The 17,410-nt window shown below is 71.4% G+C and carries 10 protein-coding genes and 1 pseudogene; all 11 read left to right on the top strand.

Annotated features, from left to right (window positions below; genetic code table 11):
* Window positions 1–241 precede the first annotated feature (241 nt).
* Window positions 242–3,709: a methionine synthase gene (metH, locus tag LG943_RS20455; RefSeq protein WP_270073941.1), complete on the top strand. Its 3,468-nt coding sequence runs from the start codon at window positions 242–244 to the stop codon at window positions 3,707–3,709.
* Window positions 3,706–4,380, top strand: coding sequence for an HAD family hydrolase (locus tag LG943_RS20450; RefSeq protein ID WP_270073940.1), 675 nt, complete (start codon window positions 3,706–3,708; stop codon window positions 4,378–4,380). The genes metH and LG943_RS20450 overlap by 4 nt, the downstream gene beginning before the upstream one ends.
* A gap of 341 nt (window positions 4,381–4,721) precedes the next feature.
* On the top strand, window positions 4,722–5,723 hold the full coding sequence (locus tag LG943_RS20445) for an ABC transporter permease (protein WP_270073939.1): 1,002 nt from the start codon (window positions 4,722–4,724) through the stop codon (window positions 5,721–5,723).
* A gap of 141 nt (window positions 5,724–5,864) precedes the next feature.
* A pseudogene (locus LG943_RS20440) lies at window positions 5,865–7,346 on the top strand (ABC transporter substrate-binding protein); the annotation flags it as partial.
* 372 nt (window positions 7,347–7,718) lie between these two features.
* Window positions 7,719–8,741 carry an ABC transporter permease gene (locus LG943_RS20435; RefSeq protein ID WP_270073986.1) on the top strand — a complete coding sequence of 341 codons (1,023 nt, stop codon included), beginning with the start codon at window positions 7,719–7,721 and terminating at the stop codon, window positions 8,739–8,741.
* On the top strand, window positions 8,738–10,645 hold the full coding sequence (locus LG943_RS20430) for a dipeptide ABC transporter ATP-binding protein (RefSeq protein ID WP_270073938.1): 1,908 nt from the start codon (window positions 8,738–8,740) through the stop codon (window positions 10,643–10,645). The genes LG943_RS20435 and LG943_RS20430 overlap by 4 nt, the downstream gene beginning before the upstream one ends.
* A gap of 89 nt (window positions 10,646–10,734) precedes the next feature.
* Window positions 10,735–11,268 carry a cellulose synthase gene (locus tag LG943_RS20425; protein WP_270073937.1) on the top strand — a complete coding sequence of 178 codons (534 nt, stop codon included), beginning with the start codon at window positions 10,735–10,737 and terminating at the stop codon, window positions 11,266–11,268.
* 583 nt (window positions 11,269–11,851) lie between these two features.
* A complete protein-coding gene (locus LG943_RS20420) occupies window positions 11,852–12,850 on the top strand; it encodes an ABC transporter permease (protein WP_270073936.1) in 999 nt (332 codons plus the stop codon).
* A gap of 76 nt (window positions 12,851–12,926) precedes the next feature.
* On the top strand, window positions 12,927–14,684 hold the full coding sequence (locus LG943_RS20415) for an ABC transporter substrate-binding protein (RefSeq protein WP_270073935.1): 1,758 nt from the start codon (window positions 12,927–12,929) through the stop codon (window positions 14,682–14,684).
* Window positions 14,685–14,817: 133 nt separating this feature from the next.
* On the top strand, window positions 14,818–15,834 hold the full coding sequence (locus LG943_RS20410; protein ID WP_270073934.1) for an ABC transporter permease: 1,017 nt from the start codon (window positions 14,818–14,820) through the stop codon (window positions 15,832–15,834).
* A gap of 84 nt (window positions 15,835–15,918) precedes the next feature.
* On the top strand, window positions 15,919–17,410 hold a 1,492-nt coding region (locus tag LG943_RS20405), incomplete at its 3' end, for a dipeptide ABC transporter ATP-binding protein (RefSeq protein WP_270073933.1).

Raw genomic sequence — 17,410 nt, 5'->3', positions numbered from 1 at the left:
CGGGCCGCCGTCCCAGGCCGCCGCCGACGGCGGCCGCACCTGACATAGGGCCATGACCACCCTATGACCACGGGGCCTCAGGGCATAACCGTTACACCGCCCGCGTTATGCCCGCCGAGGGCAGCCCCCGCCGGCCGCAGCGGTGGACCCCACCGCCTGACCAGCCGCCCCGCCACGCCGAACGGCGCCGGGCACCCCCGAACCCGGCGGGGCCGCCGCACCGACACTAAGGTTGAACGCTATGAGTTCTCGACTCTCCTTCCGAGATGCCCTCGCCCAGCGCGTCATCGTGGCCGACGGCGCGATGGGCACGATGCTCCAGGCCCACGACCTCGACCTCGACGACTTCGACGGGCTCGAAGGCTGCAACGAGATCCTCAACGTCACCCGCCCCGACGTCGTGCGCGCCGTCCACGGCGCGTTCTTCGACGTCGGAGTCGACTGTGTCGAGACCAACACCTTCGGCACCAACTTCGCCGCCCTCAGCGAGTACGACATCCCCCACCGCACCCACGAACTCGCCGCGGCCGGCGCCCGCCTGGCCCGCGAGGTCGCCGACGAGTACTCCACCGCCGACCACCCCCGCTACGTCCTGGGCTCGGTCGGCCCCGGCACCAAGCTGCCGACCCTGGGCCACGTGCCCTTCGCCACGCTGCGCGACTACTACGAGCAGTGCCACCGCGGCCTCATCGAGGGCGGCGCCGACGCCATCCTCATCGAGACCTGCCAGGACCTCCTCCAGACCAAGGCCGCCGTGATCGCCGCCCAGCGCGCCCGCCGCGCCGCCGGCGTGGACGTCCCGATCATCGCCCAGGTCACCATCGAGACCACCGGCACCATGCTGCTGGGCTCGGAGATCGGCGCCGCCCTGACCTCCCTGGAGCCGCTGGGCGTCGACGCCATCGGCCTCAACTGCGCCACCGGCCCCGCCGAGATGAGCGAGCACCTGCGCTACCTCTCCCACCACGCGCGCGTGCCGATCACCTGCATGCCCAACGCCGGCCTGCCCGAGCTGGGCGCCGACGGCGCGGTCTACCCCCTCCAGCCCCACGAGCTGGCCGACGCCCACGACACCTTCACCACCGAGTTCGGGCTGTCCATGGCCGGCGGCTGCTGCGGCACCACGCCCGAGCACCTGCGCCAGGTGGTGGAGCGCGTGGCCGGGCGCGGCATCAAGGAGCGCCGCCCCTTCAGCGAGCCCGCGGCCGCCTCCCTCTACCAGAGCGTGCCGTTCCGCCAGGACACCAGCTACCTGGCCATCGGCGAGCGCACCAACGCCAACGGCTCCAAGAAGTTCCGCGAGTCGATGATCGAGGAGCGCTACGACGACTGCGTCGAGATCGCCCGCGACCAGATCCGCGACGGCGCCCACATGCTCGACCTCAACATCGACTATGTCGGCCGCGACGGCGCCGCCGACATGCGCGAGCTGGCCTCGCGGCTGGCCACCGCCTCCACCCTGCCGCTGATGCTGGACTCCACCGAGCCCGCCGTGATCGAGGCCGGCCTGGAGACGTTGGGCGGGCGCGCCGTGGTCAACTCGGTCAACTACGAGGACGGCGACGGCCCCGACTCCCGCATCAAGCGGCTGATGCCGGTGATCAAGGAGCACGGCGCCGCCGTGGTCGGCCTGACCATCGACGAGGAGGGCCAGGCCCGCACCGCCGAGTGGAAGGTGCGCGTGGCGGTCCGCCTCATCGAGGAGCTGACCGGCGAGTGGGGCATGCGCCTTGAGGACATCATCATCGACACCCTCACCTTCCCCATCGCCACCGGCCAGGACGAGACCCGCCGCGACGGCCTGGAGACGTTGGAGGCCATCAAGGAGATCACCCGGCGCTACCCGGGGGTGCAGACCACCCTGGGCCTGTCCAACCTCTCCTTCGGCCTCAACCCGGCCGCCCGCATCGTGCTGAACTCGGTGTTCCTGCACGAGTGCGTCGAGGCGGGGCTGACCTCGGCCATCGTGCACGCCTCCAAGATCCTGCCGATGAACCGGATCCCCGAGGAGCAGCGGCAGGTCGCCCTGGACATGATCTACGACCGCCGCACCCCCGACTACGACCCGCTCGCCCGGTTCCTGGAGCTGTTCGAGGGCGTCGACGCCCAGGCCATGAAGGCGTCGCGTGCCGAGGAGTTGGCGGCGCTGCCGCTGTGGGAGCGGCTGGAGCGGCGCATCGTCGACGGCGAGATGGTGGGCATCGAGGCCGACCTCGACGCCGCGCTGGCCGAGCGCTCCGCGCTGGCGATCGTCAACGACACCCTGCTGGCGGGCATGAAGGTGGTCGGCGAGCTGTTCGGCTCCGGCCAGATGCAGTTGCCCTTCGTGCTGAAGTCGGCCGAGGTCATGAAGGCCGCCGTGGCCTACCTCGAACCCCACATGGAGAAGACCGACGACGACGGCAAGGGCCGCATCGTGCTGGCCACCGTCAAGGGCGACGTCCACGACATCGGCAAGAACCTCGTGGACATCATCCTGTCCAACAACGGCTACGACGTGGTCAACCTCGGCATCAAGCAGCCGGTGTCGGCCATCCTGGAGGCCGCCGAGGAGAACCGCGCCGACGTCATCGGCATGTCGGGGCTGCTGGTGAAGTCCACCGTGGTGATGCGCGAGAACCTGGAGGAGATGAACTCCCGGGGCATCGCCCGCCGCTACCCGGTGCTGCTGGGCGGCGCCGCGCTCACCCGCTCCTACGTCGAGCAGGACCTCGCCGAGGTGTTCGAGGGCGACGTCCGCTACGCCCGCGACGCGTTCGAGGGGCTGCGGCTGATGGACGCGTTCATGGCCGTCAAGCGCGGTGTGGAGGGCGCCGAGCTGCCCGCGCTGCGCCGGCGCCGCGTCACCGGCGGCGCCCGCCTCAAGGTCACCGAGCCCGAGGACATGCCCGCCCGCAGCGACGTCGCCACCGACAACCCGGTGCCCACCCCGCCGTTCTGGGGCGACCGCATCAGCAAGGGCGTGCCGCTGGCCGACTACGCCGCCTACCTCGACGAGCGCGCCACCTTCATGGGCCAGTGGGGGCTCAAGGGCGCCAAGGGCGACGGCCCCACCTACGAGGAGCTGGTCGAGACCGAGGGCCGCCCCCGGCTGCGGATGTGGCTGGACCGCATCCAGACCGACGGCCTGCTGGAGGCCGCCGTGGTCTACGGCTACTTCCCCTGCCACAGCGACGGCGACGACCTGGTGGTGCTGGACGACGACGGCAGCGAGCGCACCCGCTTCACCTTCCCGCGCCAGCGCCGCGACCGCCACCTGTGCCTGGCCGACTTCTTCCGGCCCAAGGAGTCCGGCGAGACCGACGTGGTGGCGTTGCAGGTCGTGACCGTGGGCTCGGCGATCAGCCGCGCCACCCAGAAGCTCTTCGAGCAGAACGCCTACCGCGACTACCTGGAGCTGCACGGGCTCTCGGTGCAGCTCACCGAGGCGCTGGCCGAGTACTGGCACACCCGGGTGCGCGCCGAGCTGGGCTTCGCCGGCGAGGACCCCGCCGACCTCGACGCGTTCTTCAAGCTGGGCTACCGCGGCGCCCGCTTCTCCCTGGGCTACGGCGCCTGCCCCGACCTGGAGGACCGGGCCAAGATCATGCAGTTGCTGGAGCCCGAGCGGGTGGGCGTCACGTTGTCCGAGGAGTTCCAGCTCGTTCCCGAACAGGCCACCGACGCGATCGTCATTCATCACCCTGAGGCGAAATACTTCAACGTATGACCCGTACCGGCTCGTCCCTCCAGGCCGTCCTCTTCGACATGGACGGCACCCTGATCGACAGCGAGGGCCTGTGGGGGCGGGCCGAGTCCGCCACGGTGGCCGACCTCGGCGGGGTGTGGACCCACGAGGACCACCGCCGCAACATCGGCGGCGCCTCCGGGCAGGTGGCGCGCTACATCCTCGACCTCACCGGCGCCGACGCCGCGCCCGAGGAGGTCGCCGCGCGCATGCAGGCGGAGTTCGCCCGCGCGCTGGACGACGGCGCCGACCTGCGGCCCGGCGCCAAGGAGCTGGTGGCGCTGGTGGCGGCCTCCCCGCTGCCCAGCGCCCTGGTCACCTCCACCCGCCGCGCGCTGGTGGAGCGGGCCATCGACGCCATCGGCCTGGACAGCTTCGACGTGTCGGTGGCCGGCGACGAGGTCGAGGCCAACAAGCCCGACCCCGCCCCCTACCTCAAGGCCGCCCGGCTGCTGGGCGTGGACCCGCGGGCGTGCGTGGCGTTCGAGGACTCCGCGGTGGGGGTGGCCTCGGCCATGGCGGCGGGGTGTGTGACGGTGGCCGTGCCCGACCAGGTGGAGCTGCCCTCAGCACCCGGGCTCGTCGTGCGCGACTCCCTGGTCGGAATCGAGCTGGACTGGCTCGACTCCCTCGTCTCCGCGAAAACAATTTGATCAGCGCGCCGTTCATCCGGTAGAAACACGGCGGGCGAAACCCCTGTTCGGCGATCTCTGCCCCGGACCGCGCGTGCGCGTGGTTTGGGGCCTTCTGCTGCGCTCTGGCGGGCAACGCCCAATTCGGGGCCACCGGGAATTCCGGGGAAATTGATAATGGTGCGAAAAATGCGGCGCGCGTGAATATGACATTCGCATAGGAATGGCGTCACAATTCGGCGACAACCCCAACTCCCCGCCATTGTGCGATCACGTGGGGCGTAAATTTGCGCTGTGTCCCGTGTGACGGCACGACCCCTGTGCCGTTTCCCCCGCACCGTGCCGCCCTCAGGGGGTCTGCCATGACCGCGCCGCTGGACGTCCCCGACCCCGCACACCCCTCCGGCCCCGTGGGGGCCGACCCCGCCGCGGCGGCGCCGCCCGCCGCGCGCACCCGCTCCCTGAGCCGCATCGCCTGGGACCGGCTGCGCCGCGACCGGGTCGCCATGGCCGGGGGAGCGGTGGTGGTCCTGGTCATCGCCGTCGCGGTGCTCGCCCCGCTGATCGTGCGGTTCGTGGGCACCCCGCCCAACCAGTTCAACTCCGACCTCATCGACCCCGTGCTGGGCACCGCCAACACCCCCTGGGGCGGAATCAGCGCCGAGCACCCCTTCGGCGTCGAGCCCGTCAACGGCCGAGACCTGTTCAGCCGGGTCGTCTACGGCGCCCGGATCTCCATCCTCATCGGCTTCCTGGCGACCCTGGTGTCGGTGGTCATCGGCACCGTCATGGGCATCGTCGCCGGCTACTTCGGCGGCTGGGTCGACGCCCTCATCAGCCGGCTCATGGACGTGTTCCTGGCGTTCCCGCTGCTGCTGTTCGCCATGGCGCTGGCCGGGGTGATCCCCGACGCCGCGTTCGGCCTGGAGGGCAACAACCTGCGGGTGGCGATCCTGGTGTTCGTCATCGGATTCTTCAACTGGCCCTATATCGGGCGCATCATCCGCGGCCAGACACTCAGCCTGCGCGAACGCGAATTCGTCGAGGCCGCGCGCAGCCTCGGCGGGTCCAACGCCTACATCCTCTTCCGGGAACTGCTGCCCAACCTGGTGGCGCCCATTCTGGTGTACTCCACCCTGCTCATTCCGGTGAACATCCTCTTCGAGGCCGCGCTGTCGTTCCTGGGCGTGGGAATCAATCCGCCCACCGCCGCCTGGGGACAGATGCTCTCCTCGGCCGTGCAGTTCTACAGCGTGGCGCCCAATTTCATGCTCGCCCCCGGACTGGCGATCTTCGTGACCGTCCTGGCGTTCAACCTCTTCGGCGACGGCCTGCGCGACGCCTTCGACCCCCGCACCCACTGACCGCCCCGCCGGGCCGACCCCCCGCGCGCGGTCGCCCCCGGGCGACCCACCCCGCCCCGCACCGCACCCCCCGGGCGCACACCCCGCCGCCCGATCCCCCCTCCGGGGACACCCCCCGGACACACGAGAAAGGCCCCCACCATGACACAGCCAGGGCGAAGCCGCCTCAAAGGTGCCGCGGCCGCCGGCGCCGCCGCCGTGCTCGTGCTCTCGGCGTGCTCCGGCGGCGGCGGAGACGACGGCGGCGGCGGAGAGGCCGCCCGCGACATGGGCGTGGAGGAGATCGTCCGGCCCAGCGACGAGCAGGGCGGCACGCTGCGCTTCGCCCACTCCGACGAGTTCGACTCCGTGGACCCCGGCGACACCTACTACGCAGCCTCGCTCAACTTCTCCCGGTTCTACGCGCGCACCCTGGTGACCTACGCCCAGGCGCCCGGCGAGGCGGGCCAGGAACTCGTGCCCGACCTCGCCGAGGACCTCGGCCAGGTCAGCGAGGACGGCCTGACCTGGACCTACACCCTCAAGGAGGGGCTGCGGTTCGAGGACGGCACCCCCATCACCTCCGAGGACGTCAAGTACGCGGTGGCGCGCAGCAACTACGCCCTGGACGTGCTGTCCAAGGGGCCCAAGTACTTCAACCAGTACCTGGACGCCGGCGACTACGCCGGGCCCTACGAGGACGACAACCTCGACAACTTCGAGGGCATCACCACCCCCGACGAGCGCACCATCGAGTTCCACCTCAAGGAGCCCTTCGCCGAGTTCGACTACCTGGCGGCCATGCCCCAGACCGCGCCGGTCCCCGCCGACGCCGACACCGGCGACCAGTACTTCACCCAGGTGGTGTCCTCGGGCCCCTACCGCTGGGAGGACGGCTACACCGCCGGCCAGGGCGGCACCCTGGTGCGCAACGAGGAGTACGACCCCGACACCGACCCGCTCACCCGCAACCGCCCCGACCGGATCGAGTTCCAGGTCAAGCAGGAGGCCAACGACCTCGACCAGCGGCTGCTGTCGGGCGAGGTGCACGTGGACGCCGCCGGCGCGGGCGTGCAGACCGCCGCGCGGGCCACCATCCTCCAGAACGAGCAGCACCTGGCCAACTCCGACAACCCGCTGACCGCCTTCACCCGCTACTTCGTCATCTCGCCCTCGGTGGAGCCCTTCGACGACAAGGCGTGCCGCGAGGCGATCATGTACGCCGCCGACAAGGTCGCCATCCAGACCGGCTACGGCGGCCCCACCGCCGGCGAGATCGCCACCAGCCTCTACCCGCCCACCGTGCCCGGCTACGAGCAGATCGACCCCTACGGCACCCCCGACCACGAGGGCGACCCCGACCTGGTGCGCCAGAAGCTGGAGGAGTGCGGGCACCCCGACGGCTTCTCCACCAACATCTCGGTGCGCTCCGACCGTGACTACGAGGTGGCCGCCGGCGAGGCCCTCCAGCAGACCCTGCGCGAGTACGGCATCGAGACCGAGATCAAGGGCTACCCGGCCGGCAGCTACACCAGTGAGCAGGCGGGCTCGCCCGACTTCGTCGCCGAGGAGGAGCTGGGCATCATGATCTACGCCTGGGGCCCCGACTGGAACAGCGGGTTCGGGTTCTTCTCCCAGATCCTGCACGGCGACGCCATCGCCGAGTCGGGCAACTCCAACCTCGCCGAGCTGGACGAGCCCGAGATCAACGACCTCATCGACGAGGCGATCCGCACCGAGGACCCCGCCGCGCGCGAGGAGATCTACCGCGAGGTCGACCGGCTGGCCATGGACACCGCCACCATGCTGCCCACCGTCACCATCAAGGCGCTGCTCTACCGGCCCGAGAGCCTGACCAACGTCTACGTCACCCCCGCCTGGGAAATGTACGACCACCCCCCCCGGGGTGGGCCCCTGTTGCCCCCCGGGGGGGGGGGGGGCCCCCCCGCCCCCCCCCCGCGCCGCATCCCCCGCCCACGCCCCACGAAGGCAGGTGAAGGCTCCGGCCGTCGCGACGTGCTGAACTACATCATCCGGCGCATCATCGCCGGCGCGGGACTGCTGCTGGTGGTCAGCCTGGTCGTCTTCGCGATCTTCTTCCTGGTCCCGCGCCTGGCCGGGGCCACACCCGACTCCCTGGCCACCCGCTACGTGGGCCGCGCGCCCACGCCCGAGGCGGTCGCCGCCGTGCGCGACCGGCTCAACCTGGACGACCCGATCATCGTGCAGTACGGCCGGTTCGTGCGCGGCCTGTTCGTCGGCTACGACTACGACAGCGGCACCGACGTCATCCACTGCGACGCCCCCTGCTTCGGCTACTCCTTCGTCACCAACAGCGAGATCTGGCCGCAACTGCTGGACCGGCTGCCGGTCACCGCCTCGCTGGCGGTCGGCGCCGCCGTGATCTGGCTGGTGGCCGGGGTGGCGGTGGGGGTGCTGTCGGCCCTGCGCCGCGGCTCGCTGCTGGACCGGGCCGCCATGATGACCGCCCTGGCCGGGGTGTCGCTGCCGATCTTCTTCACCGGCCTGGTGTCGCTGGCCCTGTTCGCCTACTACCTGCCGATCTTCCCGCCGGGCGGCTCCTACACGCCGTTCACGGAGAACCCGCTGGCCTGGGCGCACGGCCTGGTGCTGCCCTGGATCACGCTGGCGTTCCTCTACGCCGCGATGTACGCCCGGCTCACGCGCGCCGGGATGCTCGACACCATGGGCGAGGACTTCATCCGCACCGCCCGCGCCAAGGGGCTGCCCGAGCGCACCGTGGTGGCCAAGCACGGCCTGCGCGCCGCCATCACGCCCATCATCACGATCTTCGGGCTGGACTTCGGGCTGATGCTGGGCGGGGCGGTGCTCACCGAGAGCACGTTCTCGCTGCCCGGCCTGGGCAAGTTCGCCGTGGACGCCATCCGCGGCAACGACCTGCCCGCCGTGCTCGGCGTCACCCTGCTGACCGCGTTCTTCGTGGTCCTCGCCAACCTGGTGGTGGACCTGCTCTACGCCTGGGCCGACCCCCGGGTGCGAACGGGAGGCCGCGCATGAGCACCGCAACCGAGGCGCCCGTGGTGGCGGTGCGCGACCTGCGCATCGTGTTCCCCACCCTCGACGGCGAGGTCACCGCCGTGGACGGGATCTCCTTCGAGGTCCCGGCCGGGGGCGCGCTGGGGATCGTGGGGGAGTCGGGCTCGGGCAAGAGCGCGGCGGCGCTGGCGCTGCTGGGGCTGCACCGGGGCACCACGGCCCGGGTCAGCGGCGAGGTGGAGGTCGCCGGCGTGGCGGTGAACGCGGCCACCGACCGGCGGCTGCGCGCGATGCGCGGCAACGACATCGCGATGGTGTTCCAGGACCCGATGACGTCGCTGCACCCGCAGTACACGATCGGCAACCAGTTGGTGGAGGCCTACCGCATCCACCGCCCGGACGCCTCGGCGGCGCAGGCGCGGGCGCGGGCGGTGGAGTCGCTGGAGCGGGTGGGCATCCCCGACGCCGCGCGGCGGGTGAACGCCTTCCCGCACGAGTTCAGCGGCGGGATGCGCCAGCGGGCGCTGATCGCGATGGGGCTGATGTGCGACCCCAAGGTGCTGCTGGCCGACGAGCCCACCACCGCGCTGGACGTGACGGTTCAGGCCCAGATTTTGGACCTGCTGGACGACCTGCGCCGCGACCTGGGGATGTCGCTCATCCTGGTCAGCCACGACCTGGCGGTGGTGGCGGGGTCGGTGGACGACGTGCTGGTCATGCAGCACGGGAAGATCGTCGAGCGCGGCGGCGTCCGCACGGTGCTGTCCGCGCCCGAGCACCCCTACACCCGGGCGCTGCTGGCGGCGGTGCCGCGCGTGGACGTCTCCCGCGCCCAGCGCCGCGCCCGCATGCGCGCCGAACGGGCACAGCGGGCCGAAGGCGCCGGCGCCGCCCGCCCTGAGGCGCGCGCCGGAGCCGCCGACGGCACCGGCGCCCCCGCCGCCGCGCCGCCCGCACCCGCCGCCGACCCGGCACCCGCTCCGCCCGCCCCCGAACCTCCTGCCTCCCGGCCGCCGGCCTCCCCACCCGCCGGCGGACCGGCCGCCGATCCCGCCACCTCCTCGGGCGTGGCGGCCCCGCCCGACGCGCCGCTGCTGTCGGTGCGCAACGTGCGCATGCGCTTCACGGTGCGCGGCGGGCTGCTGGGGCGCGGCACCGACTTCTACGCGGTGGACGACGTCTCCTTCGACCTCCACCAGGGCGAGACGCTGGGCATCGTGGGGGAGTCGGGGTCGGGCAAGAGCACCCTGGCCCGCGTCGTCCTGCGGCTGCTGCGCCCCACCGAGGGCAGCGTCGTGTTCCAGGGCCGCGACATCACCCGGCTGCCCGAGCGCCACCTGCGCCCGCTGCGCCGCGACATGCAGATCGTGTTCCAGAACCCCTACTCCTCGCTGAACCCCCGCCGCCCCATCGGCGAGGCCATCGGCGCGGGGCTGCGCGTCCAGGGCGGCGGGATCCCGCCCGCCGAGATCCGCCGCCGCGTGGGCGACCTCCTGGAGCGGGTGGGGCTGGAGCCGGGGCACTACAACCGGTTTCCGCACGCGTTCTCAGGGGGTCAGCGGCAGCGGATCGCGATCGCGCGGGCGCTGATCCTGCGGCCCAAGCTGGTGATCTGCGACGAGCCGGTCTCCGCGTTGGACGTGTCGACGCAGGACCAGGTGCTGCGGCTGCTGGACGAGTTGCAGGACGACTTCAACCTGACCTACATCTTCGTGGCCCACGACCTGGCGGTGGTGCGCCAGGTCAGCGACCGGGTGCTGGTGATGAAGGAGGGCGCGGTGGTGGAGTCCGGCGCCGGCGACGCCGTCTACACCGCGCCCGCCCACCCCTACACCCGCCGCCTGCTGGCCTCGGCGCCCGTGCTCGACCCCGACGAGGCGCGCCGGCTGCGCGCCGACCGCCACCGGCTGGCGCGGGGCGACTGAGCGGCGCCCGGCGCGCCCGCGTCCCCGGCCCGCATCCCTAGGGGACGCGCCGGATGTGCGGGGCGGCCCTGCGGTGCGAGACTGGGGACATGCAGGAACAGTTGCCGATCGCGGGTCCGATGCTGGGAGCAGCCCTCACCCTGGTGGGACTGCTCGTCTCGTGGGTGGTGTGGCGCCGCAGGGGGGCCGCGGCCGGGCTGCGCGGGATCGCCTGGTCGCTGCTGCCGCTGGCGGCCGGCCTGATGGGGCTGATGACGATCGCCTGGCGGCTGGTCGCCGACCTGGCCGGCTTCTTCGCCTCGCTGGTCTTCAACCCGGTGGTGTGGGCGGGCGTGGCGGTGGCCGGCCTGGCCGTGGTGCTGTGGGTGGCCTCGGGCGTGATGCGCTCGCGCGGGGTGGGCGTGCGCAAGGCCGCCGAGCCGCCGGCCGCCGGCAAGGGCCGCGCGGCCGCCGGCAGCCTGGGCGGCGGGGCGGCCGCGCCCACCGGCCAGAGCGCCCCCGCGCCCCAGGGCCGCGCCAAGCCCGCCGGCGCCAAGGGCGGCGCCAAGGGCGGCGGCAAGGGCGGCGCCGACCCCGAACTGGACGAGATCGAGGCTCTGCTGCGCAAGCACGGGATCGAGTAGCGCCGCCGCCCGGGCCGGGCCCGCGCCGGGGTTTCCGGCGCGGGTCCGCGGCCGCGCGGCCGCCGCGTGAGCGCCTCTCCAGCGCCCCCCTGAACAGGGCGGGCGTTTTTTAATGTGTTTTGCGCGGTTTGGTCTGTTTTATCCGCTTATTATGTGTACGGACTGCAACCGATGCAGGTTGGTCTGGGCGTGCCGCTGAACGCCGTCTTCCCATGTGGTGCACACTCTGTCGTGTCGTGGGTGCCCTGTGTCACGTGACGGTAGGTGACGGAACTGTGGTGCTCGCGTCACGATTGGGATACATCACCGTGAATTGGACGATCGGTGGGTTACTGCGGCGTACATTGATCGCCGTGCCGCGTTGGACGCGTGGTAACGGTGCATCTGTCCACCGTTCGCCGACGCGCACGCCCGTCTCCGCCCTCGCGGGCGGTGGGAGACCGTCCCGCCGCACGCCCGGGCGGGGGGAGCCGGCGCGCCGGACGAACGCGCCACCGCCTGGGCGCCGGGGTCAACCCCTGGCGTCCCGACCGGAAAAGTGTGCCGCCGCACCGGGCGGGCCGAGTGGGGGAGTAGTGGTGCCATGACCGCGCCGTTGGACGTGCCCGGAAAGGCCGAAGAGGCCCAGCCCGAGGCGATCGCCCAGGCCGCCGGTGCGCGCGACCGCGGCCGGTCCCTCGGCCAGATCGCGTGGATGCGGCTCCGCAAGGACAAGATCGCCATGTTCGGCGGCGGGTTCGTCGTCTTCATGGCCCTGATCGCCGCGCTCGCCCCGGTGATCGTGAACCTGCTCGGGCACCCGCCCGACGCCTGGAACCAGGACATGATCGACCCCGCCCTGGGCACCCCCGTGGGCGGGATGGGCGGCATCAGCGGCGAGCACCTGCTCGGCGTCGAGCCCGTGACCGGGCGCGACATCTTCAGCCGCATCGTCTACGGCGCCCAGATCTCCATGCTCATCGGCTTCCTCGCCACGCTGGTCTCGGTGGTCATCGGCACCGTCATGGGCATCATCGCCGGCTACTTCGGCGGCTGGGTCGACGCCCTCATCAGCCGGCTCATGGACATCTTCCTGGCGTTCCCGCTGCTGCTGTTCGCCATGGCCATGGTGGGCGTCCTGCCCGACGCCGCCTTCGGCCTGAGCGGCAACGGCCTGCGGATCGCCATCCTGGTGTTCATCATCGGGTTCTTCAACTGGCCCTACATCGGCCGCATCATCCGCGGCCAGACGCTGAGCCTGCGCGAGCGGGAGTTCGTGGAGGCGTCGCGCAGCCTGGGCGCCGGCAACTTCTACATCCTGCGCAAGGAGCTGCTGCCCAACCTCGTCGCACCGATCCTGGTCTACGCCACGCTGCTGATCCCGACCAACATCCTCTTCGAGGCCGCGCTCTCCTTCCTGGGCGTCGGCGTCGAGCCCCCCACCCCCACCTGGGGCGGAATGCTGTCGGAGGCCGTCGACTACTACGACTCGGCCCCCAACTTCATGCTCGCCCCCGGTCTGGCGATCTTCCTGACCGTCCTGGCGTTCAACCTCTTCGGCGACGGCCTGCGCGATGCGCTTGACCCCCGCACCCAATCCTGACCCCGAACGGCCCACATCGGTGCGGGGCACCCGATCGGTGCCCCCACCGGATTCGCGTAGAGAAAGGCATAGGCCAGTGAGCAAGAAATGGCTGGGCTTCGCCGCCGCCGGCACATCGGTGGCGATGCTCCTCACCGCCTGCGGTGGCGGTGGAGGCGACCAGGGCGGCGCCGACGTCTCCGTCGACGACTCCGCCATCACCAGCATCGTCGACGAGAGCAGCGAGCAGGGCGGCACCCTCAAGTTCGCCCACTCCGACCAGTTCGACTCGCTGGACCCGGGCAACACCTACTACGCCGCCAACTGGGACTTCACCCGGCTCTACGCGCGCACCCTGGTGACCTACGCCCAGGCGCCCGGCGAGGAGGGCCTGGAGCTGGTGCCCGACCTCGCCGAAGACCTCGGCGAGGTCAGCGAGGACGGCCTGACCTGGACCTACACCCTCAAGGAGGGGCTGAAGTTCGAGGACGGCAGCCCCATCACCTCCGAGGACATCGCCTACGCGGTCGCGCGCAGCAACTACGCGCCCGACATCATCAACAAGGGCCCGACCTACTTCAACCTCCACCTGGAGGCCGGGGACTACGCCGGCCCCTACGAGGACGACGACCTGGGCAACTTCGAGGGCGTCAGCACCCCCGACGAGCGCACCATCGAGTTCCACCTCAAGGAGCCCTTCGCCGAGTTCGACTACCTGGCGGCCATGCCCCAGACCGCGCCGGTCCCCGCCGACGCCGACACCGGCGACCAGTACCAGACCGAGGTCGTGTCGTCCGGGCCCTACAAGTTCGAAGAGGCCTGGAACCCCGGCCAGCAGCTCAACCTCGTCCGCAACGAGGAGTACGACCCCGAGACCGACCCCCTGACCCGCAACCGTCCCGACCGCATCGAGGTGCAGTGGAAGCAGGAGGAGAACGACCGGGACAACCGGCTCATCAACGGTGACCTGCACACCGACATCGCCGGCCTGGGCGTCGAGGCCTCGGCCCGGCAGAACATCCTGCGCGACGAGGAGCTGAGCGCCAACGCGGACAACCCGCAGACCGGCTTCCTGCTCTACTTCGCGATCAACCCCAACGTGAAGCCGTTCGACAACAAGGCCTGCCGCGAGGCCATCCTCTACGGCGCCGACAAGAACGCCCTCCAGGGCGCCTGGGGCGGCTCCGTGGCCGGCGACATCGCCACCAGCATGCTGCCGCCCTCCATCCCGGGCTACCAGGAGATCGACCCCTACGGCACCCCCGGCCAGTCCGGCAGCGAGGAGGACGTCAACCGGGCCCTGGAGGAGTGCGGGATGCCCGACGGCTTCTCCACCAACATCGCCTACCGCTCCGACCGCGACAAGGAGAAGAAGGCGGCCGAGGCCCTCCAGCAAGCGCTCCAGCAGTACGGCATCGAGACCCAGCTCAAGGGCTACCCCGCCGGCAGCTACACCAGCGAGCAGGCGGGCTCCCCGGAGTTCGTCAAGCGCGAGGAACTGGGCATCATGGCCTACGGCTGGGGTGCCGACTGGCCCTCCGGCTACGGCTTCCTCCAGCAGATCATGCACGGCGACGCCATCAAGCCGGCCGGCAACTCCAACCTCTCCGAGCTGGACGACCCCGAGGTCAACCAGTTGCTCGACGACGCGGCCCAGACCGAGTCCGCCGAGGAGCGCGAGGAGATGTACGCCCAGGTCGACGCCCTGGCCATGGAATCCGCGACCTTCCTGCCCTACCTGAACCAGAAGGCGCTGCTGTTCCGTCCCCAGGACCTGACCAACGTGTACTTCAGCGAGGCGTACAAGATGTACGACTACTCCGCCCTCGGCCTGGAGTCCGGCGCGCAGAACTAGCCGCCGAAGCCGGCCGCCGCGCACGCGCGGCGGCCGGCGCTCGACACGGGCGCGGGCCGGCCACAAGCCGCCCGCGCCCCGGCTCTGACCTACTCGTGCTTAGCAAGGCAGGTGAAGGCTCCGGCCGCCCGCTGTGATCACATACATTTTCCGCCGCCTGCTCGCGGGCGCCGTGCTGCTGCTGGTCGTCAGCATGGTGGTGTTCGCGATCTTCTTCCTGCTGCCGCGGGTGGCCGGTGTCGACGCCGACGGCCTGGCGGCCCGCTACATCGGCAAGTCGCCCAGCCCCGAGGCGATCGCCGCGGTGAAGGAGCGGCTGAACCTGGACGAGCCCATCACCGTCCAGTACTACGAGTTCGTGTCCGGGCTCGTGATGGGCCAGGACTACGACAGCGGCACCGACGTCATCCGCTGCGACGCCCCCTGCTTCGGCTACTCGTTCAAGACCAACACCGAGGTGTGGCCCCAGTTGCTGGAGCGGCTGCCGGTCACCGCCTCACTCGCGATCGGCGCGGCCGTGATCTGGCTGGTGGTCGGCGTGTCCATCGGCGTGCTGTCGGCCCTGCGCCGGGGCAGCGTCCTGGACCGGGCCGCCATGATCACCGCGCTGGCCGGGGTGTCGCTGCCGATCTTCTTCACCGGCCTGGTCTCGCTCGCGCTGTTCAGCTACTACCTGCCGATCTTCCCGCCGGGCGGCTCCTACACGCCGTTCACGGAGAACCCGCTGGCCTGGGCGCACAGCCTGGTCCTGCCCTGGGTGACCCTGGCGTTCCTCTACGCCGCGATGTACGCCCGGCTCACCCGGGCGGGCATGCTCGACACCATGGGCGAGGACTTCATCCGCACCGCCCGCGCCAAGGGCCTGCCCGAGCGCACCGTGGTCGCCAAGCACGGCCTGCGCGCCGCGCTGACCCCGATCATCACCATCTTCGGGCTGGACTTCGGGCTGATGCTGGGCGGGGCGGTGCTCACCGAGAGCACGTTCTCGCTGCCCGGCCTGGGCAAGTTCGCGGTGGACGCCATCCGCGGCAACGACCTGCCGGTGGTCCTGGGCGTCACCATGTTCACCGCCCTGTTCGTGGTGATCGCCAACCTGGTGGTGGACCTGCTCTACGCCTGGGCGGACCCGCGCGTCCGTGTCGGCGCCTGACGAGGCACGGGAGGCACCGCGATGGACACGCCCAGCTCCGCAACGCCGCCCCCGGCGGCGAACCCAACCGAAGGTGAAACGGCCATGACCGACCCGGTCGTCAGCGTCAGCGACCTGCGCATCACGTTCCCCACCCTGGAGGGGCGCATCACCGCCGTGGACGGGATCTCCTTCGAGGTCCCGGCCGGGGGCGCGCTGGGGATCGTGGGGGAGTCCGGCTCCGGCAAGAGCGCCACCTCGCTGGCCCTCATGGGGCTGCACCGGGGCACCACCGCCAACGTCACCGGCCAGATCCGCGTGGCCGGCAAGGACCTCACCACCGCGCCCGACCGCGAAGTCCGGGCCATGCGCGGCAACGACATCGCGATGGTGTTCCAGGACCCCATGTCCTCGCTGCACCCGCAGTACACCATCGGCAACCAACTGGTGGAGGCCTACCGCATCCACCGCCCGGACGCCTCGGCGGCGCAGGCGCGTGCGCGGGCGGTGGAGTCGCTGGAGCGGGTGGGCATCCCCAACGCCGCCAAACGCGTCAACTCCTTCCCGCACGAGTTCAGCGGCGGCATGCGCCAGCGCGCGCTCATCGCCATGGGGCTGATGTGCGACCCCAAGGTGCTGCTGGCCGACGAGCCCACCACCGCGCTGGACGTGACGGTTCAGGCCCAGATTTTGGACCTGCTGGACGACCTGCGCCGCGACCTGGGGATGTCGCTCATCCTGGTCAGCCACGACCTGGCGGTGGTGGCGGGGTCGGTGGACGACGTGCTGGTCATGCAGCACGGGAAGATCGTGGAACGCGGCGACGTCCGCACGGTGCTGTCCTCCCCCGAGCACCCCTACACCCGCGAACTGCTGGCGGCCGTGCCGCGCGTGGACGTCTCCCGCGCCCAGCGCCGCGCCCAGGTCCGCGCCGAGCGCTCCGCCGCCGCGGCCGCGCCGGCGCCCGCGCCGCAGCGCACCGGCGCCACCGCCAAGCCCGAGAAGTCCGCCGACGGCAGCGACGCTCCGCTGCTTTCGGTGCGCAACGCCCGCATGCGGTTCAAGGTGCGCGGCGGCCTGCTGGGCCGGGCCACCGACTTCTACGCGGTGGACGACGTCTCCTTCGACCTGCACCAGGGCGAGACGCTGGGCATCGTGGGGGAGTCCGGCTCCGGCAAGAGCACCCTGTCGCGGATGATCACCCGGCTGCTCAGCCCGACCTCCGGCGAGATCGTGTTCGAGGGGCGCGACATCACCCGGCTGCCCGAGCGCCACCTGCGCCCGCTGCGCCGCGACATCCAGATGATCTTCCAGAACCCCTACTCCTCGCTCAACCCCCGGGTCACCATCGGCGACACCATCGGGTCGGCGCTGCGGGTGCAGGGCGAGCGCAACACCAAGGAGATCCAGCGCCGGGTGCAGGAGCTGCTGGAGCGGGTGGGGCTGGAGGCGGCGCACTACAACCGGTTCCCGCACGCGTTCTCAGGGGGTCAGCGGCAGCGGATCGCGATCGCGCGGGCGCTGATCCTGCGGCCCAAGCTGGTGATCTGCGACGAGCCGGTCTCCGCGTTGGACGTGTCGACGCAGGACCAGGTGC

Origin of the sequence: Streptomonospora mangrovi, from assembly GCF_027604915.1 — a bacterium.
Taxonomy (GTDB): Bacteria; Actinomycetota; Actinomycetes; order Streptosporangiales; family Streptosporangiaceae; genus Streptomonospora; species Streptomonospora mangrovi.
This window is presented reverse-complemented; position numbering and strand designations above follow the sequence as displayed.